The organism is Candidatus Mycolicibacterium alkanivorans (assembly GCF_022760805.1).
GTDB lineage: Bacteria > Actinomycetota > Actinomycetes > Mycobacteriales > Mycobacteriaceae > Mycobacterium > Mycobacterium alkanivorans.
Genome location: NZ_JAIVFL010000001.1, coordinates 3,086,732 through 3,108,985 on the forward strand (window position 1 = coordinate 3,086,732; position 22,254 = coordinate 3,108,985).

Genomic DNA, 22,254 nt, shown 5'->3' on the forward strand with positions numbered 1-22,254 from the left:
TCACTCCGCGGCGACGGGCGGCGTGGCCTTGGCCAGGTACCGCAGGGCCAGCAGGTAGCCCTGCACACCCAGGCCGACGATCACCCCGGTCGCCACCGCACTCAGATACGAGTGGTGCCGAAACTCTTCGCGCGCATGAACATTGGAGATGTGCACCTCGATGAGTGGCGCGCGCAGTTCGACGCAGGCGTCGCGCAGCGCGATCGAGGTGTGGGTGAGCGCACCGGCGTTGATGATCACCGGGTCGCCGGCGTCGGCGGCGGCGTGCAGCCAGTCCAGCAGTTGGGCCTCGCTGTTGCTTTGCCGCACAACGGCATTCAAGCCGAGCTCGACGGCTTCGGCCTCGATCATGGCGACCAGGTCGTCGTAGGTGGTGCTGCCGTACACCTCGGGCTCACGACGTCCGAGCCGATCCAGGTTGGGCCCGTTGAGGACCAGGACTGTGGTCATCGGTTGTTCGCCACCTCCGCGTAGGCCGCCGCCAGCAGCGACGGGTCCGGACCCTCCAGCCGGCCGGGCTTGGCCAGGCCGTCGAGCACCACGAAGCGCAGCACGCCCGACCGGGTCTTCTTGTCACCGGCCATGATCTCGACGAGCTGCGGCAGCGCGTCGGCATCATAGCTGACCGGCAACCCCAGTGCGGTCAGCACCGAGCGGTGCCGGTCGGCGGTGGCGTCGTCGAGCCGGCCGGCCAGCCGGCCGAGTTCCGCGGCGAACACCAGCCCCACCGACACCGCCGCGCCGTGCCGCCAGCGGTACTGCTCGCGGCGTTCGATGGCGTGCGCCAGGGTGTGTCCGTAGTTGAGGATTTCGCGCAGCGCCGACTCCTTCTCGTCGGCGGCGACGACCTCGGCCTTGACGGCGATGGAGCGCCGGATCAGCTCCGGCAGCACCGATCCGGCCGGATCGACGGCGGCCTGCGGGTCGGCCTCGATCAGGTCGAGGATCACCGGGTCGGCGATGAAACCGGCTTTGACGATCTCGGCCATCCCGGCGACGAGCTCGTTGGACGGCAGGGTCTCCAGCATCGCCAGGTCGACCAGTACGGCCGTCGGTTGGTGGAAGGCGCCGACGAGGTTCTTGCCGGCGTCGGTGTTGATGGCGGTCTTGCCGCCGACGGCGGCGTCGACCATGGCCAGCAGTGTGGTCGGGATGTGCACGATGTCCACGCCGCGCAGCCATGTCGCCGCGGCGAAGCCCGCCACGTCGGTGGCCGCTCCCCCACCGAGGCTGACGACGGCGTCCGTGCGTCCGATTCCGATGCGGCCCAGCACTTCCCAGATGTAGGCGACGACCGGGAGGTCTTTGCCGGCTTCGGCGTCGGGGATCTCGATGCGGTGTGCGTCGACACCTTTGTCGGCCAGGTGGGCGCGGATGGCTTCGGCGGTCTGCGCCAGCACCGGCTGGTGCAGGATCGCGACCTTGTGCCGCGAGCCCAGCAGCTCGCCCACCTCGCCGAGCAGCCCGGCGCCGATGATCACCGGGTAGGGCGGGGCGACGGCCACCTCGATGGTCGTCGGGGTGGCGTTGATCATTTGCGGACTCCAGCGCGACGGGCGGCCAGCGCCGCCGGCGTGGCGGGGGTGACCGGAACGGATTCGACCGGGGCGGGCTTCGGCCCGGATGGCGTTGGGGTGGGCCGCTTTTCGTCCTGCGGCGGCGAGGACCGGCGCCACGGGGGGCGACGCCGCCGCGGCGGATTCTCCAGCCTCCCGACGATGTGGCGCACCACCGCACCCGGGTTGCGCCGGTTGGTGTTGACCCGGATCGTCGCGACGCGGCGGTACACCGGCATCCGGTCGTTCATCAGTTTGCGGTATTTCTCGGCATGGTCGGGACCGGCGAGCAGCGGGCGCACCGTGCTGCCGCCGGTGCGCCGGACCCCTTCGGCCGCGCTGATTTCCAGGAAGATCACGGTGTGGCCGACCAGCGCCTCGCGAACGCCGGGGGTGGTCACCGCGCCGCCGCCCAGCGACAGGATGCCGTCGTGGGTGGCCAGCGCATCGCGGATGACGTCCTCCTCGATACGGCGGAACGCCTGCTCGCCGTCGTTGGCGAAGATGTCGGCGACGGTGCGGCCGGTCTTCGCCTCGACGGCGGCGTCGGTGTCGAGCAGCGCGAGGCCCATCGCCTTGGCCAGGCGCCGTCCGATGGTGGACTTTCCCGAGCCAGGCAAGCCGATCAGCACGGCCTTGGGCGCCATCTCGGCTACCCCGATGCCCGGACGGCTGTTCCGGACGGCACGCGCTGGGCCACCGCCTGCAGATACCCGTCGATGTTGCGCCGGGTCTCCTCCAGCGAGTCGCCACCGAACTTCTCCAGCACGGCGCGCGCCAGCACCAGCGCCACCATGGTCTCGACGACGACGGCCGCGGCGGGTACCGCGCACACATCGGAGCGCTGGTGGATCGCGACGGCTTCGTCGCCGGTAGTCATGTCGACCGTGGCGAGCGCCCGCGGGACGGTGGAGATCGGCTTCATCGCCGCCCGCACCCGCAGCGGCAGGCCGTTGGTCATGCCGCCCTCCAGGCCACCGGCCCGGTTGGTGGAGCGCACCACGCCGTCGGGGCCGGGATACATCTCGTCGTGCGCCTGGCTGCCGCGGCGGCGGGCGGTGGTGAACCCGTCGCCGATCTCGACGCCCTTGATGGCCTGGATACCCATCACCGCAGCGGCGAGCTGGCTGTCGAGCCGGTTCTCCCCGCTGGTGAACGAACCCAGGCCGATGGGCAGGCCGTGGGCGACCACCTCGACGACACCACCCAGGGTGTCGCCGTCCTTCTTGGCGGCCTCGATCTCGGCGATCATGTTCTCTTCGGCGACCTTGTCGAAGGCCCGCACCGGGCTGTCGTCGACAGCGGCGAGGTCGGCAGCGCCGGGCGGCGGCCCGTCGTAGGGCTCCGAGGCGCCGATCGAGACGACGTGGGACACCACCTCGACGCCGAGCGCCTGCCGCAGGAACTCGCGGGCGACGGTTCCGGCGGCTACGCGGGCGGCGGTCTCTCGGGCGCTGGCGCGTTCGAGAACGGGCCGGGCGTCGTCGAAGCCGTACTTGAGCATCCCGGCGAAGTCGGCGTGACCGGGACGGGGCCGGGTCAGCGGCGCGTTGCGGGCGACATCGAGTTCGGCCGGGTCCACCGGGTCGGAGGCCATCACCGTTTCCCACTTGGGCCACTCGGTGTTGCCGATCTCGATGGCGATCGGGCCACCGAGGGTGCCGCCGTGCCGGACCCCGGCCAGGATGGTGACCTGGTCCTGCTCGAACTTCATCCGGGCGCCCCGGCCGTAGCCCAGCCGGCGGCGGGCCAGCTGGCCGGCGATGTCCTCGGTGGTGACCTGCACGCCGGCGACCATCCCCTCGACCACGGCTACCAGCGCGCGGCCGTGTGATTCACCAGCGGTCGTCCATCGCAACACGCGTCCCATCTTCCCACGTCGGTGACGCCGGACCCAATCGCGCCGGGGGCGGCCGACGTTCTCGACGGCCGGCGGTTAGCGCCACAGTATCTGATCCTCAGAACACCGCGAGCGCTGCGGCCGCCAGGCTGGCGACGCACATCGACGGGCCGTGCGGCAGCGTCCTGGTCCTGCCCAGCACGCCGAACACCGCGGTGAGCACCGGTGCACCCACCGCGCCTAGCAGCCACACGTCGGGCCCGAATGCACCGGTGAGCGCGCCCAGGCCGACGGCGAGTTTGACGTCACCGGCGCCCAGACCGCCGGGCGCGACGAGGTGCACGGTGAGGTAGAGCGCGGTCAGGCCCACCGCGCCGTACAGCGCCGCCGGTCCGCGCCCGTACGCCACGGCGACCATCACAACCAGGGCGGCACCCGGCAACGTCAGCGCGTTGGGCAGGCGTCGCTGCCGGATGTCGACGACGGTCAGGGCGGTCGCCCAGAAGAGCACGGCGGCGCAGGCGACGAAGCGCATGCGCGGCAGGCTAACCCAACGCGGCCGTCATCTCGTTGCGCGGCGCAGGTCGGCCTGTGAATTGTTCGACTTGGCTGAAGGCCTGGTGCAGCAGCATCTGCAGGCCGCTGATCACCTCGCCGCCGGCCTCGGCGACCGCCGTGGCCAGCGGGGTGGGCCACGGGTCGTAGATCGCGTCGAGCAACACGGGCACGGTCGCAAAGGCGCGCGCATGGTCGGCGGCGGCTTCGGCGGGGATGGTGCTGACCATCACGTCGGCGGCCGCCACGACGGCGGGGAGCTCGGGTGCATCCAGTGCGCAGAAGCCGGTGGTGACACCGACGGCCCCGCCGAGTTCGAGCAGCCTGACGGCCTTGTCGCGATTGCGCGCGACGACGGTGATCTTGGTGACGCCGATTTCGGCCAGGCCGACGACCGCGGCGGGTGCGGTGCCGCCGGATCCCAGCACGATCGCGTGACGCAGGTGCCGGTGGTGACCCAGAGCGCCGGCCACACCGTCGATGTCGGTGTTGTCGGCGCGCCAGCCGTGCGGAGTTCGAACCAGGGTGTTGGCCGAGCCGACCAGTCCGGCGCGTTCGGTGCGCTCGTAGGCGAACTCCAGCGCCGCGAACTTGCCGGGCATCGTCACCGACACCCCGACCCACTCTGGCCCGAAACCTCCCACCAGCGACGGCAACTGCTCGGCCGTGCACTCGATGCGGTCGTATGTCCAGTCGGTCAGGCCCAACGCCCGGTAGGCAGCCAGATGAAGGACAGGCGACTTCGAGTGCGCGACAGGCGAACCCAGCACCGCCGCCTTACGGGCGCTATCGCCGAAGTCCGATGCGCTCTTCACTTCGTTCATCGCGCGGAATCGAGGACACCATTGCCTCGCGCCAGCTCGATATTCGCCAGATGCTGCTGATAGTCCTTGGTGAACAACGTCGTACCGTCCATGTTCACCGTCACGAAGTACAGCCAGTCCCCCGGATCGGGACGCTCGGCGGCGGCCAGCGCCTCGTCCCCGGGCGAGCAGATCGGAGTGGCGGGCAGGCCGCCGGAGGCATAGGTGTTCCACGGGGTGATCTGGGCGCGGTCGGCGTCGGTGGTGGCGACTTCCTGACGGTCCAGCGGATAGTTCACCGTCGAATCGAACTCGAGGTGCTGCGGGGCGTCCAGCCGGTTGTAGATGACGCGCGCGACCCTGGCGAAGTCGTTCGGCTTGGCCTCGCGCTGCACCAGGGAGCCGACGATGAGGATCTCGTACGGCGACATGTTCATCGCCTTGGCGGTGTCCAGCAGGCCACCCTCGACGTAGTGGTCGGCACTTTCGGCGACCAGCGTGGCCAGGATCCGCTGCGCTGACCCCGACGGGTCGACGTTCCAGGCGCCAGGTGCGATCAGCCCCTCAAGCCGACGGTGGTTGTTGCCCAGCGCGGCAATGGGTTTGACCGCCCAGTCCGGAACGTTGAGCGCGGACGGCTCGGCCTGCTCGGCCGCCCTGCGCAGGTCGTCGGCCGCAACACACTTGCGCTGGCCGTTCAGCTCGACACAGCTGGCGTCGGAGATCAAGGTGAAGATGCCCTCGGTGGTCTTGTCCGTGCCGACGGCCTTGACGTCGTCGAGCTGCCTGCCTTCGGGAATCACCAGCTTGCCCACCCGGGTTCCGGGGTCGGCGAGGCGCTGCACGGCCGCCGACGGCGACATCTCGGTGCGCATCTTGTAGTAGCCGGGCTGGATGGCCGAGATCGAGGCGTTGTCCTTAGAGGCATCGACGAACGACTTGACGTTGGCGACCACGTTCCGGTCGCGCAGGGTCTGACCGATCTGGGTGGTCGAGTCGCCGTCGTGGACCCGGATGACGATGTCGTCCTTGCCATCCCCGGAGTAGTCGCTGCCGCCGTCGAAGATACTGGTGCCCAGGAAGATCACCGCGACTACGACGGCCGCCAGCACCGCGACGGCCGCGCCTGCGACGATACGTCGCCGAGTGTGCCTGCGGCGGGCGCGAGTTCGTTCCAGTCGGCTCATCCGGTGCCGAGGCGCCCCGACCGCCGCCGGCTCAGCCCGATCGGATTCGTATGGGTCAGACATCGTCGTTCTCCGCACGCGTCGGCGCCGCGTTGCGGCGTTGGTCGAGCCAGCCTTGGAGGATCCCCACAGCGGCGGCCTGGTCGATCACTCCTCGTTGGGCCTTGGCCCGTACACCGGCTTCCCGCAACGATCGTTGCGCCGCAACGGTGGTCAGTCGTTCGTCGGCGAGCCGCACCGGAACCGGGGCGATCCGCCCGGCCAGCGCATCGGCGACGTCCACGGCGTCCTGGGCTGACGTGCCGGCCCGGTCGGCCAGGGTGCGCGGCAGCCCGACGATCACCTCGACGACGCCGAACTCCTCGACCAGCGCGGCGAGTCGGCGCAGATGCTTGCCCGTACGTTCGCGCCGAACCGTCTCCACCGGCGTTGCCAAAATGCCGTCGGGATCGCTGACCGCCACCCCGATCCGAACCGTGCCCACATCGACACCGAGACGCCGGCCCCGCCCGGGATCATCGGCCCCGGGCCGGTCGGGCACGCGGTTGTGCGCGGGGAGCACTGAGGCTAGCTCCGGGCGATCTCTGCGCGTACCGCGGCCAGCGCTGCGTCGATCCCGCCCGCATTCTTCCCGGAGCCCTGGGCCAGGTCGGCCTTGCCGCCGCCGCGGCCGTCGACGGCCGCCGCGATCTGCTTGATCAGGTCGTTGGCACGCAGACCCGCATCCTGGGCGGCCGGGTTGGCCGCGACGACGAACGGCACCGTGCCCTCGTCCCCGTCGGCGACCAGAGCGACGATCGCGGGCTCGGAGCCCATCTTGCCCTTGATGTCGCCGACCAGGGAGCGCAGGTCGTTGGCGGTCATCCCCGCCGACATCCGCTGCGCCACCAGACGGACCTCACCGATCTGCTCGGCGCCTGCGGCGGCATTGGCCGCCGCCGCGCGGGCCGTGGCCAGCCGCGCGCGGTCGAGTTCCTTCTCGGCCGCTTTGAGCCGCTCGACGAGGTTCGCCACCCGGGCGGGCACCTCGTCGGAGGGAACCTTCAGCGACGACGCCAGCCCCGCCATCAATGCGCGTTCCTTGGCGAGGTGCCGGAACGAGTCCAGTCCGACGTAGGCCTCGACGCGGCGCACCCCGGAGCCCACCGACGACTCCCCGAGGATGGTGACCGGTCCGATCCGAGCCGAGTTGTGCACGTGCGTGCCACCGCAGAGCTCCAGGGAGAACGGGCCGCCGATCTCGACCACCCGCACCTCGTCGGGGTACTGTTCGCCGAACATCGCCATCGCGCCCATGGCCTTGGCCTTCTCCAGCCCGGTGGTGAAGGTGTTGACCACGAAGTCGGCCTCGACCGCCTCGTTGGTGACCTCTTCAACCTCGGAGCGCTGGGTGTCCGTTAACGGCCCCTGCCAGTTGAAGTCGAATCGCAGATAACCGGGCCGGTTCAGCGAACCGGCCTGAACAGCGTTGGGCCCCAGCACCTGTCGCAGCGCGGCGTGCACCATGTGGGTGCCGGAGTGGCCCTGCGTGGCGCCGTGGCGCCACTTCGGATCGACGGCGGCGACCACTGTGTCGCCCTCGACGAACTCGCCGGACTCGACGTTGACGCGGTGCACCCACAGCGTCTTGGCGATCTTCTGCACGTCGGTGACGGCGGCCCTGGCCGACTCGCTGCCGCCGGTGCCCGAGATCCAGCCGGCGTCGGCGATCTGGCCGCCGGACTCGGCGTAGAGCGGGGTGCGATCCAGCACGATCTCAACCCGTTCGGGCATGGCGTCGCCGGAAACCTCGCCGTGGACCCGCTTCTGGTGGCCGACCACCGGAACCCGCTTGCCGTCGACGAAGATGCCGAGGATCCGCGCCTCGGAGGTCAGCTCGTCGAACCCGGTGAACTCGGTGGGACCGGCATCGACCAGCTCGCGGAAGGCCGACAGGTCGGCATGCGCGTGCTTGCGTGCGGCGGCGTCGGCCTTGGCGCGGCGGCGCTGCTCGGCCATCAGCTCCCGGAAACCGAGCTCGTCGACCGTCAGGCCGGCCTCGGCGGCCATCTCGAGGGTCAGCTCGATCGGGAAGCCGTAGGTGTCGTGCAGGGTGAACGCGTCCGAACCGCCGAGCGCCGTCTTACCGGCCTTCCTGGTGGCGGCCGCGGCGTCTTCGAACAATTTGGAGCCCGACGCCAGGGTCCGGTTGAACGCCGTCTCCTCGGCGACCGCGATGCGGTTGATCCGGTCGAAGTCGGTGACCAGCTCGGGGTAGGCCGGACCCATCGCGTCACGCACGGTGACCATCAGCTCGCCGACGATCGGGGTGTCGATACCCAGCAGCTTGGCGGCTCGGATAATGCGGCGCAGCAGCCGGCGCAGGACGTAGCCGCGACCCTCGTTGGACGGGGTGACGCCGTCGGCGATGATGATCGCCGCGGTCCGGCTGTGGTCGGCGATGACCCGGTAACGGACGTCGTCTGGGCTGGATGTCGCCGGCCCCCCGCCTGCGGTGGGGTTGCCGGCGCCGTAGCCGCGCGGTGCGTACTGCGCCACCTTGTCGATCACAGGGCGCAGCAGGTCGGTCTCGTAGACGTTCTCCACGTCCTGCAGCAGGCAGGCGATCCGCTCCACGCCCATGCCGGTGTCGATGTTCTTGCGCGGCAGCGGTCCGAGGATCTCGAAGTCCTCCTTGGAGGTGCCCTCACCGCGCTCGTTCTGCATGAACACGAGATTCCAGATCTCGATGTAGCGGTCCTCGTTGGCCTCCGGGCCGCCCTCGATGCCGTACTCGGGCCCCCGGTCGAAGTAGATCTCCGAGCAGGGCCCGCACGGCCCGGGGATGCCCATCGACCAGTAGTTGTCGGCCATGCCGCGGCGTTGGATGCGCTCCGGCGGCAGCCCGGCGACCTCCTGCCACAACTGGACGGCCTCGTCGTCGTCGTAGAAGACCGTCGCCCACAGCCGTTCGGGGTCGAAGCCGTAGCCACCCTCGGAGACCGGGTTGGTCAGCAGGGTCCAGGCCAACTCGATGGCGCGGCGTTTGAAGTAGTCGCCGAAGGAGAAGTTGCCCGCCATCTGGAAGAACGTGTTGTGGCGGGTGGTGATACCGACCTCGTCGATGTCGGGCGTGCGGATGCACTTCTGGATGCTGGTGGCCGTCGGGTAGGGCGGGGTGCGCTGGCCCAGGAAGTAGGGCACGAACTGCACCATGCCGGCATTGACGAACAGCAGGTTGGGGTCGTCGAGGATCACCGAGGCGCTGGGCACCTCGGTGTGGCCTGCCTTCACGAAGTGATCCAGGAACCGCTTCCTGATCTCATGTGTCTGCACTGGGTTGCTGTCCTTGCGTTTTGGGTTGCGGCTCGACTGTCGCTTCGACCGCCCTACATTACCGGTCCGCCTGGGTTAGCTCGGCCGCCGAGGAAACTGAGCCGCACCGAACGGCGCGGATTGTCCCTGTTGAGATCCACCAGGACGACGCTCTGCCACGTTCCGAGCAACCGGACCGCATCGGTGAGGTCGACGGTCCGCCGCCGCGCGGTGTCGACGTCGAGCACATCGGAGTCCACGACTTCCAGCCTAAGCGACCGTTGCCAGGCCGTACCCGGTTGAGGAAGGTGGGAAGAGCCGGTAGCGCGCGGACGATCGCCCGACCGCGGGCACCGGAGATGGCCTGAAGGCACGTGACTTAAGACTCTCGCCCGACGGATCCTGCCGGGACTACGTTTCGGCTGTGGGCAAGCAGAGACCGCTGGCCACGGTTATGGCAGTAGCCGGCGTCGTCGGCCTGTACCGCTGGGTCGTGCGGCCACGGATGTACAACTGGGGCGCCACCGCCGAGGAGATCACCGCGGTGTTGCCGGGTGACGAGTTGGTCGAGCCGGGCGCGCCGCGCACCACGCGGGCGGTCACCGTCGACGCGCCGCCGGAGGCGGTGTGGCCGTGGCTTGCCCAGATCGGCGAGGACCGCGGCGGCTTCTACAGCTACGACTGGCTGGAGCGTCTGGCCGGGGCGAGGATCCACAACGCCGACGCCGTCCACCCGGAATGGCAGGAACTGGGCGTCGGTGACACGGTGTGGCTGGCCCGCCGCTACGGGCAGAATGCCAGCCAGGTGGTGGCGGCGGTGGCGCCGAAGTCTCATCTGGTCCTCATGTCGGCGGCCGATTTCGACCGCGTGCAACGCGGCGAGCGGGCGAGCGGGTCCTGGGCGTTCTACGTGCGGCCATACCACGGCGGGACCAGGCTGCTGGCCCGCGGCACCGGCGGCTGGGTCGGGATCACCAGCTTCGACATTCCGCACTTTGTGATGGAACGCCGGATGCTGCGCGGCATTCGCGACCGAGCGGCGGCCGCCCCACCCGACGGGTCTAAACCACACGTGGTCAACCAAAGTCTTTGATTACCAATATGTTTGGATGACCAACAGACGTTTTCGGACATTCCGCGCGATGCTGCTAACGGTTGTCCGTCGCAGTCAGAATATTGCCTTACGGCAGGATTGTCAGCGCTTGCGGCGGATGATGGCACGCAATTTGTCCAGTCGGCCGGCGATCTCGCGCTCCGCGCCGTGCGTGGTGGGCTTGTAGTAGTCGACGCCCGCCAGGTCGTCAGGCGGATACTGTTGCGGGACAACGCCGTCCGGGTCGTCGTGCGGGTAGCGGTAGCCCTGGGCGTGACCCAGCTTCGCCGCCCCGGAGTAATGCCCGTCCCGCAGGTCACGCGGCACCAGCCCGGCCTTGCCCGCCCGGATGTCGGCGATCGCCGCACCCAGCGCATTGGTCACAGCATTGGACTTCGGCGCGGTGGCCAGGTGCACGGTGGCGTGGGCGAGCGTCAACTGCGCTTCGGGCATGCCGATGAGCGCGACCGTATGCGCCGCGGCCACCGCGGTCTGCAGTGCGGACGGGTCTGCCATCCCGATGTCCTCGCTGGCCAGGATCATCAGCCGGCGGGCCACGAACCGCGGGTCCTCCCCCGCCACCAGCATCCGCGCCAGGTAGTGCAGGGCGGCGTCGACGTCGGATCCGCGGATGGACTTGATGAAGGCGCTGATGACGTCGTAGTGCTGGTCGCCGTCGCGGTCGTAGCGCACGGCGGCTTTGTCCAGCGACTGCTCGACGACCTCGACGGTGACGTGCTCTCCCGCCTCGGCCGCCACCTCCAGGGCGGTCAGCGCGCGGCGGGCGTCGCCGGCGGACAGCTGCACCAGCAGGTCCACGGCGTCGTCGTCGACGGTCACTTTGGCGCCCAGGCCACGGGGGTCCTCGATGGCCCGCCGCACGACGGCACGGATGTTGTTGGCGCTCAACGGCTGTAGTTGCAGGATCAGGGACCGCGACAACAGGGGTGCGACGACCGAGAACGACGGGTTCTCGGTGGTGGCGGCCACCAGCAGCACGATGCGGTTCTCCACGGCGGCCAGCAGGGCGTCCTGCTGGGTCTTGGAGAAGCGGTGCACCTCGTCGATGAACAGCACCGTCTGCTCGCCGTAGGCGGCGGCGCGGCGGGCATTGTCGATCACCGCGCGGACCTCCTTGACGCCCGCGGTCAGGGCCGACAGCGCCTCGAACCGCCGGCCGGTGGCCTGCGACACCAGCGACGCGAGTGTGGTCTTGCCGGTGCCCGGCGGTCCGTACAGGATCACCGAGGCCGCACCCGAGCCCTCGATCAGCCGGCGCAGCGGCGAGCCGGGCCGCAGCAGGCTGTCCTGGCCCACCACCTCGTCGAGCGTGGCAGGGCGCATCCGCACCGCTAGCGGAGCAGACGGTGGCATGTCCAGACCGCGCCGGTCGTCATCGCCGGGGACGTCGAACAGGCTGTCTGCCACGACCACAGGCTTACCACGTTCGTAATGTGGTCGTTGTGAGCGCGCGCGGCTGGCTCCTGTTCGCAGCCATGAGCGTCATCTGGGGTGTGCCGTACCTGATGATCAAGGTGGCAGTCGCCGAAGTCTCGGTCCCGCTGCTGATCTTCACCCGCTCAGCGGTGGGAGCGGCGCTGCTGCTGCCGTTGGCGCTGTCCGCAGAGACACGCGCGCTGCTGCTCCGGCACTGGAAGGCCGTGGCGGGATTCGCCTTCTTCGAGATGATCGCCGCTTGGCTGATGCTGTCGGACGCCGAACGGCATCTCGCCAGTTCACTCACCGGTCTGCTGGCGTTCGTGTTGTTCTTCGCGCTGATCCGGGAGGTCGGTCCGACCAGGGCGTTGATCTTCGCCTACGTCAACCCGGCGGTGGCGCTGCTGGCCGGAGTGCTCATCCTGCGCGAACCGCTCACGTGGTGGAACACCGCCGGCCTGGCACTGATTCTGGCAGGGTCGTTGCTGGCGACGCAGGCGGGTCGGAGGCCGTGCCGGGAGGCCGGGTGAGGATGGTTGGGCGCCGGGGGCCGTCAGGCAGGCTGGGTCACGAAGTCGATGAGCTCCTCGACGCGACCGATCAGCGCCGGTTCCAGGTCGGTCCAGTCGCGCACCGACGATCGGATCCGCTGCCACGCCCTGGCGATGTCGGCCTGGTTGCGGTGCGGCCAGCCCAGGGCTGCGCAGATGCCGTGCTTCCATTCGACGCTGCGCGGCACGTCCGGCCACGCCGGCAGCCCGAGCCTGCCCGGTTTGACCGCCTGCCAGATGTCGACATAGGGATGCCCGACCACCAGAGTGTGTTCGCCGCCGGGGCCGCGCCGGACCGCCTCGGCAATCCGCGCCTCCTTCGACCTCGCGACGAGGTGGTCGACGAGCACCCCGAGCCGTCTGCCCGGCCCGGGCCGGAACGAGGAGACGATGTCGACGAGGTCGTCGACTCCCCCGAGATGCTCCACCACCACGCCTTCGACACGCAGATCGTCACCCCAGACCTGCTCGACGAGCTCGGCGTCGTGGCGGCCCTCGACGTAGATCCGGCTGGCCAACGCGACGCGGGCACGAGCGTCGGTCACCTTCACCGAACCGGACTTGGTGCGCTGCGATCCGACCGGGGCGGATCGGCGCGGGGCGGTCAGGATGACGGGCCGGCCCTCGAAGAGGAATCCGGGACCCAGCGGAAAGACCCGCCTGCCGCCCCGGCGGTCCTCGAGCTCGACGCGGCCGCCCTCGATCCCGACGATGGCGCCGACATAGCCCGACTGCGGGTCCTCGACGACCAAGCCCATCTCCGCGGGCTGCTCGGTGGAGCGGACCTGACGGGACCGGTGCGGGTCATTGGCGAGCACGTCGGCGCCATAGCGATCTGCCACCAGGCGATCGTAGGGATTCACACACCCGCCACGGCCACACCGAACCGGCGCGTCGCCGAGGACGTGAGGAGTACAACAGCGCACACTTCTTCGCTGTCCTCGGCACATCGGGAGCGTCTGCTGCCCGCCCGTGCCGGGCGCACTCCCGCCGATCGAGCCCGAGGCGACCGAGTAGGGCCGTCAACGCTTACTGCTGCTGGCCGCCGGCGGCGATCTCCAGCTTGCCCGGTGAGGACGTCACCTCGTCGATGACGGTGTGTATGAAGCGCATCTTCTCCAGCACCGGCACCGGGAGGACGAACGGATAGAGGTCGTCCTTGCCCATCGAGCGGTTCACCATGTTCAGCGACCAGGCCAGCGGCAGCCACATCTGGATGATGGTGTCGAACCCGCTGGGCCCCAGAATCTTTCGCTGGTAGGTGGCGTTCGCCGGTGCCAGCCCGAACGAGGCCAAGGTGTCCAGGGTGTCCCTGATGTGCAGATAGTGGGCGAACGTCTCGGCCCAGTCCTCGGCCGGATGCATGCTGGCATACGACGAGACGTAGGTCTGCTCCCAGTCGGCCGGCGGTCCCTGACGGTAGTGCCCGTCTAGCGCCTGCTGGTAGTCGACGTCGGGGTCGCCGAAGAGCTCGTTGAAGCGCTCCAGGTACGACGGTGACGTGCCGACCAGGCGGTAGAAGTAGTAGTGGCCCACCTCGTGGCGGAAGTGACCGAGCAGCGTGCGGTAGGGCTCGTCCATCTCGACGCGCAGCTGCTCGCGATGCACGTCGTCGCCCTCGGCCAGATCCAGGGTGATCACCCCGTTGTCGTGGCCGGTGAACACTTTCTCCTTGGCGCAGGACAGCAGGTCGAATGCCAGCCCGTAGTCCGGATCCTCGTCGCGGCCCACGATCGGCAACATCAGTTCGTGCAGTTCGGCGATCAACCGCCGCTTGGCCCGCTCGGCCACCGCGAAGGCGGCCATGGCGGCGGTGTCGTCGTCACCGGGCCTGGTCCGTGTCAGCCGGCACGAAGCGCACAGCGCCCGCACCGGCTGCACCTTCACCAGCCAATTACATTCGGCCAGATAGAGATTCGCACACAGCTGATACTCGGCGGCATCGACGGCTCCGCCGTGCTCGCTGTCCTCACCGGAAGCGATCACCAGAAAGGACATGTCCTCCAGCGAGAATCCCACCGAGTGGCCGCATGACAGGCACACCGAGTTCTCGAACGCCAGATGCTGACCGCAGTTGGGGCAGGTGAAGTCACGCATGGACCACACCGCCCTCGAACGGGGCCACATCCACCGACACGTCGATGACGCTGCGCTCGGAGTCGGTGTAGATGATGCCGCGCAGCGGCGGCACGTCGGCATAGTCGCGGCCCCAGCCCACGACGATGTAGCGCTCGTCGATCAGCTGATCGTTGGTGGGGTCCAGACCGATCCAGTGGTTCTGCGGGGTCCACACCGCGGCCCAGGCGTGGGTGGCGTCGACGCCGAACATCCGTTCCTTTCCCGGCGGCGGGTCGGTGGCGAGGTATCCCGACACATAACTCGCCGCCAACCCGTTGCCGCGCAGGCACGCGATCACCAGCCTGGCGAAGTCCTGGCATACCCCTTCTCGCGCTTCCAAAACCTGATTCACCTGGGTCGACACCGTCGTCGAGCCCGAACGGTAGGTGAAGTCGGAAAAGATGCGCGCATTGAGTTCGCGCAGCACCTCGACCAGCGGACGGCCCGGCTCGAAGCTCGGGGCCGCGTACCGGCGCACGGCGTCGGTGATCTCCGGCGGGCGCAGGTCCAGGGCGAACTCACTGGCGAGCACACCGTCGCGGCCCACCGGCCGGGCCGACTCCCAGGGCGCCAGCGCAGAACCCCCGTCGTAGAGCTCGGCCGGCGGCGGGTCGACCTCGACGACGGAGCTGCTGGTCACCGTCAGCGCGTGGTGGCGCTCGGTGACGTGGAAGTACGAGCTGATGTTGCCGTAGGCGTCGCGGCTGGTGGACCGGTCGGCGGGCTCGGGGTCGATGACCAGCGTGCTGGTCAGGCAGCGCTGCTGCGCGGTGTCGCGCGGGGTGAGGTGCCCGCGCCCGTAGGAACTGGTCACCACGTCGGAGTAGCTGTACTCGGTGCGGTGGGTGACGCGATAGATGCGGCTCATGCGCGATCCGCCTTCGCTCCTCGCTGAGGGCTCACGGCACCACCCGCCGCTGATCGGGTCCCCACAGCGGCTGCATGCCACCGGGCAGCGAGAGCTGGGTGCGGGTGATGATGTCGGACAGCTCGCGCAGCCCGACTTCCACACCCTTGAGCAGGCCGTCCAACTCCACGCGGTGACCCTCGTCGTCGACCTCTTCCAGCTCGGCCAGATCCAGCCGGCGCAGCCGAGTGCTGATCTCGTCGACCAGGCGCTCCGGCCGCGTGGACCCCGAAGCCCCCGGCAGGGCACGCAGGTCGGCGCGCAGCCGCTCCAGTTGGAAGACGAGCGATCTCGGGTTCTCTCCGTCGAACAGCACCAGGTCGGCCACGGCGGCCACACTGACCTTGCCGAGGTTGCGCCGCCGGTAGAGGACCGAGGACTCACACACCACCAGTGCGGACTCGGTGATGGTCTGCTCGGCACCGGGGCCGCGCTCGGTGGTCAACGTCGCCCGCAGCAGCGCGGTCAGACTCAAGCCGCGTTCGATGCGCTTGCCGATGTCCATCACCGTCCAGCCGGCGTCGTGCACCATCGACTCGGCGGCCACTCCCGACAGCGCCAGCATCCCGGCCAGCATCTGCTGCTGGGCCGCGGCCAGTTGGGTGTCGTCGGCCACCCGCGACCCGCGTTGTGCGGTGGGCGGTGAGCCGGCCTGCTGGGCCAGCGCACGTTCCACCGCGCCGAGCACCATCCAGGTGTCGTTGGACATCTGGTCGCGCACCGAGCGGGCGGCCAGTCCGAGGCCCTCGATCGACTGCGCCAGCGAGCCGGGCCGCTGCCGGTCAACCGTCAATGCCCACAGCGTGCGTTGCGCGCCGGTCACCGTCTCGGCGTAGGAACCGGCGGTGCCCGCATCGGCTCCGGTCAGCTGACCCAGCGCCCCCAGCAGCACGGGCACGCACTCGCTGCCCTCCATGTCCTGGCGGTAGCGGTACTCGTGGTAGCGCTCCCGGGTGACGATCAGCAGGCGGGCCAGGTGCTCGGCCCGCTCGGCGTAGCGACCCATCCAGAACAGATCGGACAGCACGCGCGGCGAGCTGATGAACCGCACGCCGCTCGGCAGCTCCACCGGCGGCACGGTCAGCGTCTCGGCCCTGGCCCTGGTCGGCGGGCGGACCCAGATGTCCTTGGCTGCAACGCTGTTCAACTTGTAGGCGGCATTGCCCGGTACCAGCACATAGCCCAGGCCGCCGACCATCGGGGCGTAGCCGCCACTCTGCGACACCGTGAACAACCGCATGCCGACACTGGCCGCCGACAAGGTGCCCGGATAGCGGTCGGTGGGCGCCGAGGAGAACTGCGGCAGTTCCTGGCCGACCCACTGCCACGGCTGCGCTTCGATGCGGGCGGTCAGCTCGTCACGTTCGGCCGCCGACAGCGCCGGTCCCACCAGTGTCTCCCCGCCCACCGTCGACTTGATCAACAGCGACGACAGCCGCGACAGCAGATGCGAGCGTTCCCGGTCGAACCCGCCCCAGAACAGCTGGGGGGTGTCGAGCAGTGGCTTCTCCCCCAGCAGCCGCTCGGCCAGCTGCGGCAGAAACCGTTGCAGCCCAGGGCTTTCCAGAATCCCGGCGCCCAGCGTATTGACCACCGTCACCGCACCGCGGCGCTGCACCTCGACAAGGCCCACCACGCCGAGCCGCGAGTCCGGCCGCAGGTCCAGCGGATCGGCGTACTCGGCGTCGACGCGGCGCAGCACCACGTCGACCCGCTTGAGCGAGCCCAGCGACCGCATCCACAACCGGCCGTCGCGCACCACCAGATCGGCACTCTCGACGAGCGGGAAACCCAGCACGGAGGCCAGGTAGGCCTGGTCGAAGGCGGTCTCGGAGTGAATGCCCGGGCCGAGCACCACCACGACCGGGTCCTCGGCGGCTTCCGGGGCGGCGTCGATCAGCGCCAGTCGCAGAGCCTGGGCGAACGGCGAGGCCGGACGCGGCCCGACCCGTTCGTAGACGTCGGGGACGGCGTGGGCGACCACCCGGCGGTCGGCCAGCGCATAGCCGGCGCCCGACGGCGCCTGGGTCCAGTCGGCGTTGACCAGGAACCGCCCATCGGCCGCCCGGCTCAGATCGCAGCCGTGCATGAACAGCTGATGGCGGCCGGGGTTCTCGATTCCGCGCGACGCCCGGATGTAGCCCGGATGGGCGAACAGCAACTGGGGCGGCAGTATGCCGCTGGTGATCGCGCGGCGTGGTCCGTAGAGGTCGGTCAGGACGGCGTCGAGCAGCCGGGAGCGTTGCACCACACCGGCTTCCAGCGTCTCCCAGTCTGCGGCCGACAACAGCAGTGGGATGCCGTCCAGATGCCAGGGGCCCGGCGTCGAGATGCCCTGACCGTTGGTGACGGCCTCACCGTGCCGGTCGACCTCGATGTAGGTGATGCCGTCGTTGTCCACCAGGGCGCGCACCACGGTGCGCAGCCGCTCCAGGCCGGCGCGGCCGCGTTCGCCGATGAGGTCGCCGAGGTCCTGCCAGGACGGGCGGATGGTGCCGGTGGCGTCGACGAACTCGTCGTACCCGGTGCCCCCGAAAGTCCCCGATCCCGGGCCTTCGCCGCGCAGGTCGAACAGCGTGTCCTGTGCCCGCGCGGACCGGTAGCCGGCCAGCAGCCGGTCGGGATCACGGGCGGGCCGCAGGTCAGAACCGGCAGCCGACAGCGACAACGGCCCCACCTCCTGACTGACGACACCTGCAAACCTACGAGCGTCTCCGGCCCGGACGGCACCCGGGTCGGAGACCCCGTCAGTTCTGCAGCACGGTACGCACCCGGCGCAGATCGAGGATTCCCGGCGCGCCGACATCGGTGGACTGGCGAGCCTGTTTCTCCCGGATGTCGGCGACGTCGACCTTGCCCGGGGTGAAGCCGGTGGCCTCGAAGCGCCGGCCGCGGCGGGACTCGGCCTCCACGGCGTTGACCGGCGGGGTGTCGTAGGCGCGTCCGCCGGGGTGGGAGACGTGGTACGTGCACCCGCCGCGGGAGGTACCGGTGGCAATGTCGACCAGCTCGAAGCGCAGCGGCCCGTCGACGGTGATCGTCGGGTGCAGGGCGCTGGGCGGCTGCCAGGCCCGGTAGCGCACCCCGCCCACCTGGACGTCGGGGTTGTCGGTGGCCAGCATCGGGACCGGATATCCGTTGCAGGTGACGACATGGCGCTGCCGGTCGGCGCCGATGGCGCGCACCTGGATGCGCTCCACCGAGGAGTCGACGTAGCGGGCGGTGCCGGTGCCGGTGGACTCCTCGCCCAGGGTGTTCCACGGTTCGATCGCGCCGCGCAGCTCGATCTCGACGTGGTCGAACACCGCGGTACCCACCCTGGGGAAGCGGAACTCGGTGAAAGGGTCCAGCCAGCTGGTGTCGAAGTCGATGCCGTGCGCCCGCAGGTCGGCGGCGACGTCGGCGATGTCGTGAATAATGAAGTGCGGCAACAGGTATCGGCCATGCAGGTTCAGGCCGTGGCGGATCAGCGGTGCCCGCAGCGGTTCGTCCCAGAACCAGGCCACCAGCGAGCGCACCAGAAGTGACTGCACCATCGCCATCTGGAAGTGCGGCGGCATCTCGAAGCCGCGCAGTTCCAGGATGCCCAGCCGGCCGCGTGGGCTGTCCGGGCTGTAGAGCTTGTCGATGCAGAACTCGGCGCGGTGGGTGTTGCCGGTGATGTCGGTGAGCAGGTGGCGCAGTGCCCGGTCGGTGACCCACGGCTGCGGCGCCCCCGAGGCGGTCAGGCGCGCGATCTCGGCGAAAGCGATCTCCAACTCGTAAAGCGCCTCTGGGCGGCCCTCGTCGACTCGCGGCGCCTGCGATGTGGTGCCGATGAAACGTCCCGCAAACAGGTAGGACAGCGCCGGGTGGCGCTGCCAGTAGGTCAGCAGCGAGACCAGCAGGTCGGGCCGGCGCAGCAGCGGGGAGTCCGCCGGCGTGAGCCCGCCCAGCGTGATGTGGTTGCCGCCGCCGGTCCCGCCGTGGGTGCCGTCGAAATCGAAGGACTCGGTGGACAGCCGGGCCTGGCGCGCCTCCTCATAGAGCGTCTGCAACTGCTCGCGCTGTTCGACGAAGCCGGCGCTGGGCGCCACGTTGACCTCGAGGACGCCCGGGTCGGGCGTGATGGACATCGACTCCAGCCGGGCGTCGGGCGGCGGCCCGTAGCCCTCGACCACCACCGCGCAGCCGACTTTCGCCGCCGCGGCCTCCAACCGGCCGACAAGGTCGACGAAGTCTTCCAGCGCGTCGGTCGGCGGCATGAAGACGTACAGCAGGCCGTCGCGGATCTCGGCGACCATGGCCGTGGTGGGTGCGGTCTCGGAATCCTCCAGGACCGCGTCGGGGTCCTCGGGGTCGACGGGAAGCCGGTCACCCCCGCCGGCCAGCGGATCGCGGGGGAACGTCGCCCGCGGCGGGCGCCAGCTGATCGAGCTCAGCGGCAGCCGCAGCCCGGCCGGTGAGTCGCCTTCCAGTAGCACGATGCGCCCGCGGCGCAGCCGCCAGTCCGCGCTCGCCCAGCCGGTGTCGTCCTCGCGGCGATGGATCGGCAGAACGTAGGCGGCCGGCTCGCCCACCGGCTCCTCGAGCCGGGCCAGCAGTGCGGCGCGGACCGCCGGGGTGTCGGCGGCCAGGTCGTCGTCGGGATCGACGGCCTCACCGGCCGGTTGCCGCACCGCGTCGGCCAGCCGGGTCAGGGGATCCTCGAAGGCCGGTCGCACCTGCCCGGCGGGCAGGCCCAGGCCCGCGGCGATTACCGACAGCAGCTGCTGCGCGGCCTGCGGGTCGGTTTCGGAACGCTCACCGCTCCACGGGTCGGCCAGAAGGGAGCCGTCGGTCCACAGCGGCTGGCCGTCGCGGCGCCAGTACAGCGCAATCTGCCAGCGCGGCAACGGCTCTCCCGGATACCACTTGCCCTGGCTGCGTTGCACCAGCCCCTGCGGCGCCCACAGCGCCTTGAGCCTCGCGGCCAGCACGGAGGCCCGCTCCCGCTTGTGCGGGCCGTCGGCCGCCGTCGTCCACTCCTCGTCGACTTGGTTGTCCACCGATACGAAGGTCGGTTCACCTCCGACGGTCAGCCGGACGTCGGCGTCGGCCAGGCGCCGGTCGACCCGGCTGCCGAGGGCGTTGATGGCCTTCCATGCCCCTTCGGTGTAGGGCAGCGTGACGCGCGGATCCTCGTGCACCCGGGTGACGGTGTTGGAGAAGTCCAGCGACGTCTCGGCGACGCCGGTGGCGCCGGTGATGGGCGCGGCAGACGACGGGTGCGGCGTGGCGGCCAGCGGGATGTGCCCCTCGCCGGCGAACAGCCCCGACGTCGGGTCCAGCCCGATCCAGCCGGCCCCCGGGATGTAGACCTCGGTCCAGGCGTGCAGGTCGGTGAAGTCGGCCGCCGGGCCGGAGGGCCCGTCGAGGGCCTTGACGTCGGAGGACAGCTGCACCAGGTAGCCCGAGACGAACCGCGCCGCCAGCCCGAGCCGGCGCAGGATCGACACCAGCAGCCACGCCGAGTCACGGCACGATCCGATCGCGCTCTGCAGCGTGTGGTCGGGAGTCTGCACACCCGGCTCCATGCGCACGCTGTAGCCGACGTCGGCGTTGACCGCCCGGTTGAGGGCGACCAGGAAGTCGATCGTGCGGGTGCCCGGCGCGACACTGAAGTCGCGTACCCAGGACGTCACCAACTCGCCGGGCCCCGAGCCCTCCTCGCCCTCGTCGACGGGCCGCAGATAGGGCTCGAGGTCGTCCTTGAGCGCCTTGGAATAGGTGAACGGGACGGTTTCGGCGGAGTCCTCGATGAAGAAGTCGAACGGGTTGATCACCTTCAGGTCGGCGATCAGGCCGACCTTGATGGTCAGCTCGCGCGTGCGGCTGGGAAACACCAGCCTGGCCAGGAAGTTGCCGAACGCGTCCTGCTGCCAGTTGACGAAGTGGTCGGCGGGCTCGACCTCCAGTGAGTACGCCTCGATGGGCGTGCGGCAATGCGGTGCCGGCCGCAGCCGCACGACGTGCGGGTGCACCTCGACCAGCCGATCGAACATATAGCTGGTGCGGTGTTCCAGCGCCACTTTGATACCCATAGGCCGCAATCCCACCACAAGAAAAAGGGCTGCGCAGTCCGCACGGGTACGCCGGTGGCCTCCGGCCGGGGAAGGCCGGCCGGCGAAGACGCCGATCCGCCCCGCTCGTTGTTCATCAAGAGCACGCCCCGCCCCGGCCCCCGACGGTGATCAGCGCCGCGAGGCGTTCGCGTCCTGCAGCGGCACTGGGCCTGGCCGGCCACCACCATCCGAGGGCCTGAAGGCCATCAGCCAACCCGCGCAGACCCTTCCCGAGGACTGGGCCGTCGGCGATGCGATCAGTGAGCCGGCACCGTCACTGCTGGACAGTCCCGAATCGGCGGCCGCCGTTTGGAAGCACAGTGGGGTTCGTGTGCCGAGTGCCGGTGGACGGCGCCCTGGAAGCGGGCGCAGGAGTCGGGCTGGGGATCTGAGTCGAACTGGGCGGCTCATCGGGGCTGGCGGTCTCATCGGGGCTGGCGGTCTCATCGGGGCTGGCGGTCTCGGTGGGGATGAAGGTCTGGGTGGGGCTGAAGGTCTGGGTAGCGACGGGGGCTTCGCCGTCGTCGGTTGAGCCGTCGGCGGCTCCGCGGTGGGGCCGGCGGCGGCGCGATCGGGGACGCGGGGGCCGGCGGCGGCGCAACCGACGAGACTGGGGTGCTCGTCGGCGTGCGGTAGTTAGGACTTTCGTCGGGCGCGCTCGGTTGGTAGCGCAACGTCGCGATCGCCATACCGGCGACCACGACAGTCAACGCCGTCATCACGATCCCGCGAAGTGATACCCGTTCCTTCAACTCCGCGCTCCCCGTCATCCACCCCACAGGGGCTAGACCTTAGCCGGTTGTCTTTCGTCGCCGCCGTCGACCCGGCAC

At 69.9% G+C, this 22,254-nt stretch carries 18 protein-coding genes; 2 read left to right on the forward strand and 16 right to left on the reverse strand.

From position 1 onward, the window contains the following. The 10 genes from aroQ to K9U37_RS15135 all read right to left on the reverse strand — a co-directional run bounded on the left by aroQ (position 1) and on the right by K9U37_RS15135 (position 9,495). The gene (aroQ, locus tag K9U37_RS15090; protein ID WP_243072372.1) at positions 1 to 450 is read right to left on the reverse strand and encodes a type II 3-dehydroquinate dehydratase; all 450 of its coding nucleotides are present in this window, start codon (positions 448 to 450) and stop codon (positions 1 to 3) included. Further along, a complete protein-coding gene (aroB, locus tag K9U37_RS15095; protein ID WP_243072373.1) occupies positions 447 to 1,535 on the reverse strand; it encodes a 3-dehydroquinate synthase in 1,089 nt (362 codons plus the stop codon). Before aroB ends, aroQ begins: the two co-directional genes overlap by 4 nt. After that, entirely contained in the window at positions 1,532 to 2,203 is a 672-nt protein-coding gene (locus K9U37_RS15100; protein WP_243072374.1) for a shikimate kinase, read from the reverse strand. Before K9U37_RS15100 ends, aroB begins: the two co-directional genes overlap by 4 nt. A gap of 5 nt (positions 2,204 to 2,208) precedes the next feature. Beyond that, positions 2,209 to 3,417, reverse strand: a complete 1,209-nt coding sequence (gene aroC / locus K9U37_RS15105) for a chorismate synthase (RefSeq protein WP_243072375.1) — start codon at positions 3,415 to 3,417, stop codon at positions 2,209 to 2,211. 97 nt (positions 3,418 to 3,514) lie between these two features. Then, positions 3,515 to 3,931, reverse strand: coding sequence for a prepilin peptidase (locus tag K9U37_RS15110; RefSeq protein ID WP_243072376.1), 417 nt, complete (start codon positions 3,929 to 3,931; stop codon positions 3,515 to 3,517). 10 nt (positions 3,932 to 3,941) lie between these two features. Further along, entirely contained in the window at positions 3,942 to 4,775 is an 834-nt protein-coding gene (locus tag K9U37_RS15115) for a shikimate dehydrogenase (protein WP_243072377.1), read from the reverse strand. Next, positions 4,772 to 6,004, reverse strand: coding sequence for an endolytic transglycosylase MltG (locus tag K9U37_RS15120; RefSeq protein ID WP_243072378.1), 1,233 nt, complete (start codon positions 6,002 to 6,004; stop codon positions 4,772 to 4,774). Before K9U37_RS15120 ends, K9U37_RS15115 begins: the two co-directional genes overlap by 4 nt. After that, positions 5,997 to 6,503 (reverse strand): Holliday junction resolvase RuvX, encoded by a 507-nt coding sequence (gene ruvX / locus K9U37_RS15125; protein WP_243072379.1) that lies wholly within the window; start codon positions 6,501 to 6,503, stop codon positions 5,997 to 5,999. Before ruvX ends, K9U37_RS15120 begins: the two co-directional genes overlap by 8 nt. Positions 6,504 to 6,508: 5 nt before the next feature. Further along, the gene (alaS, locus tag K9U37_RS15130) at positions 6,509 to 9,256 is read right to left on the reverse strand and encodes an alanine--tRNA ligase (protein ID WP_243072380.1); all 2,748 of its coding nucleotides are present in this window, start codon (positions 9,254 to 9,256) and stop codon (positions 6,509 to 6,511) included. 53 nt (positions 9,257 to 9,309) lie between these two features. Beyond that, positions 9,310 to 9,495, reverse strand: coding sequence for a YjbQ family protein (locus tag K9U37_RS15135; RefSeq protein WP_243072381.1), 186 nt, complete (start codon positions 9,493 to 9,495; stop codon positions 9,310 to 9,312). A gap of 164 nt (positions 9,496 to 9,659) precedes the next feature. Here K9U37_RS15135 and K9U37_RS15140 point away from each other — a divergent pair, with 164 nt between their 5' ends. Continuing rightward, the gene (locus tag K9U37_RS15140; protein ID WP_243072382.1) at positions 9,660 to 10,328 is read left to right on the forward strand and encodes a hypothetical protein; all 669 of its coding nucleotides are present in this window, start codon (positions 9,660 to 9,662) and stop codon (positions 10,326 to 10,328) included. 102 nt (positions 10,329 to 10,430) lie between these two features. Here the strand turns inward: K9U37_RS15140 and K9U37_RS15145 are convergent, their stop codons facing one another. After that, entirely contained in the window at positions 10,431 to 11,756 is a 1,326-nt protein-coding gene (locus tag K9U37_RS15145) for a replication-associated recombination protein A (protein WP_243072383.1), read from the reverse strand. A 35-nt stretch (positions 11,757 to 11,791) separates the two neighbouring features. On the opposite strand from K9U37_RS15145, the gene K9U37_RS15150 reads away from it, so the two are divergent. After that, positions 11,792 to 12,295 carry a DMT family transporter gene (locus K9U37_RS15150; RefSeq protein ID WP_243072384.1) on the forward strand — a complete coding sequence of 168 codons (504 nt, stop codon included), beginning with the start codon at positions 11,792 to 11,794 and terminating at the stop codon, positions 12,293 to 12,295. A 23-nt stretch (positions 12,296 to 12,318) separates the two neighbouring features. On the opposite strand, the gene K9U37_RS15155 is transcribed toward K9U37_RS15150, so the two are convergent. The 5 genes from K9U37_RS15155 to K9U37_RS15175 form a co-directional block, all read right to left on the reverse strand. After that, positions 12,319 to 13,158 carry a DUF3097 domain-containing protein gene (locus K9U37_RS15155; protein WP_243072385.1) on the reverse strand — a complete coding sequence of 280 codons (840 nt, stop codon included), beginning with the start codon at positions 13,156 to 13,158 and terminating at the stop codon, positions 12,319 to 12,321. Between the two features lie 187 nt (positions 13,159 to 13,345). Beyond that, positions 13,346 to 14,413: a zinc-binding metallopeptidase family protein gene (locus K9U37_RS15160; protein ID WP_243072386.1), complete on the reverse strand. Its 1,068-nt coding sequence runs from the start codon at positions 14,411 to 14,413 to the stop codon at positions 13,346 to 13,348. Further along, entirely contained in the window at positions 14,406 to 15,302 is an 897-nt protein-coding gene (locus K9U37_RS15165; protein WP_243072387.1) for a transglutaminase family protein, read from the reverse strand. Before K9U37_RS15165 ends, K9U37_RS15160 begins: the two co-directional genes overlap by 8 nt. 31 nt (positions 15,303 to 15,333) lie before the next feature. Next, positions 15,334 to 18,003, reverse strand: coding sequence for a circularly permuted type 2 ATP-grasp protein (locus tag K9U37_RS15170; protein WP_243073397.1), 2,670 nt, complete (start codon positions 18,001 to 18,003; stop codon positions 15,334 to 15,336). 85 nt (positions 18,004 to 18,088) lie between these two features. Next, positions 18,089 to 21,403 (reverse strand): transglutaminase family protein, encoded by a 3,315-nt coding sequence (locus tag K9U37_RS15175; protein WP_243072388.1) that lies wholly within the window; start codon positions 21,401 to 21,403, stop codon positions 18,089 to 18,091. Positions 21,404 to 22,254: the final 851 nt, after the last annotated feature.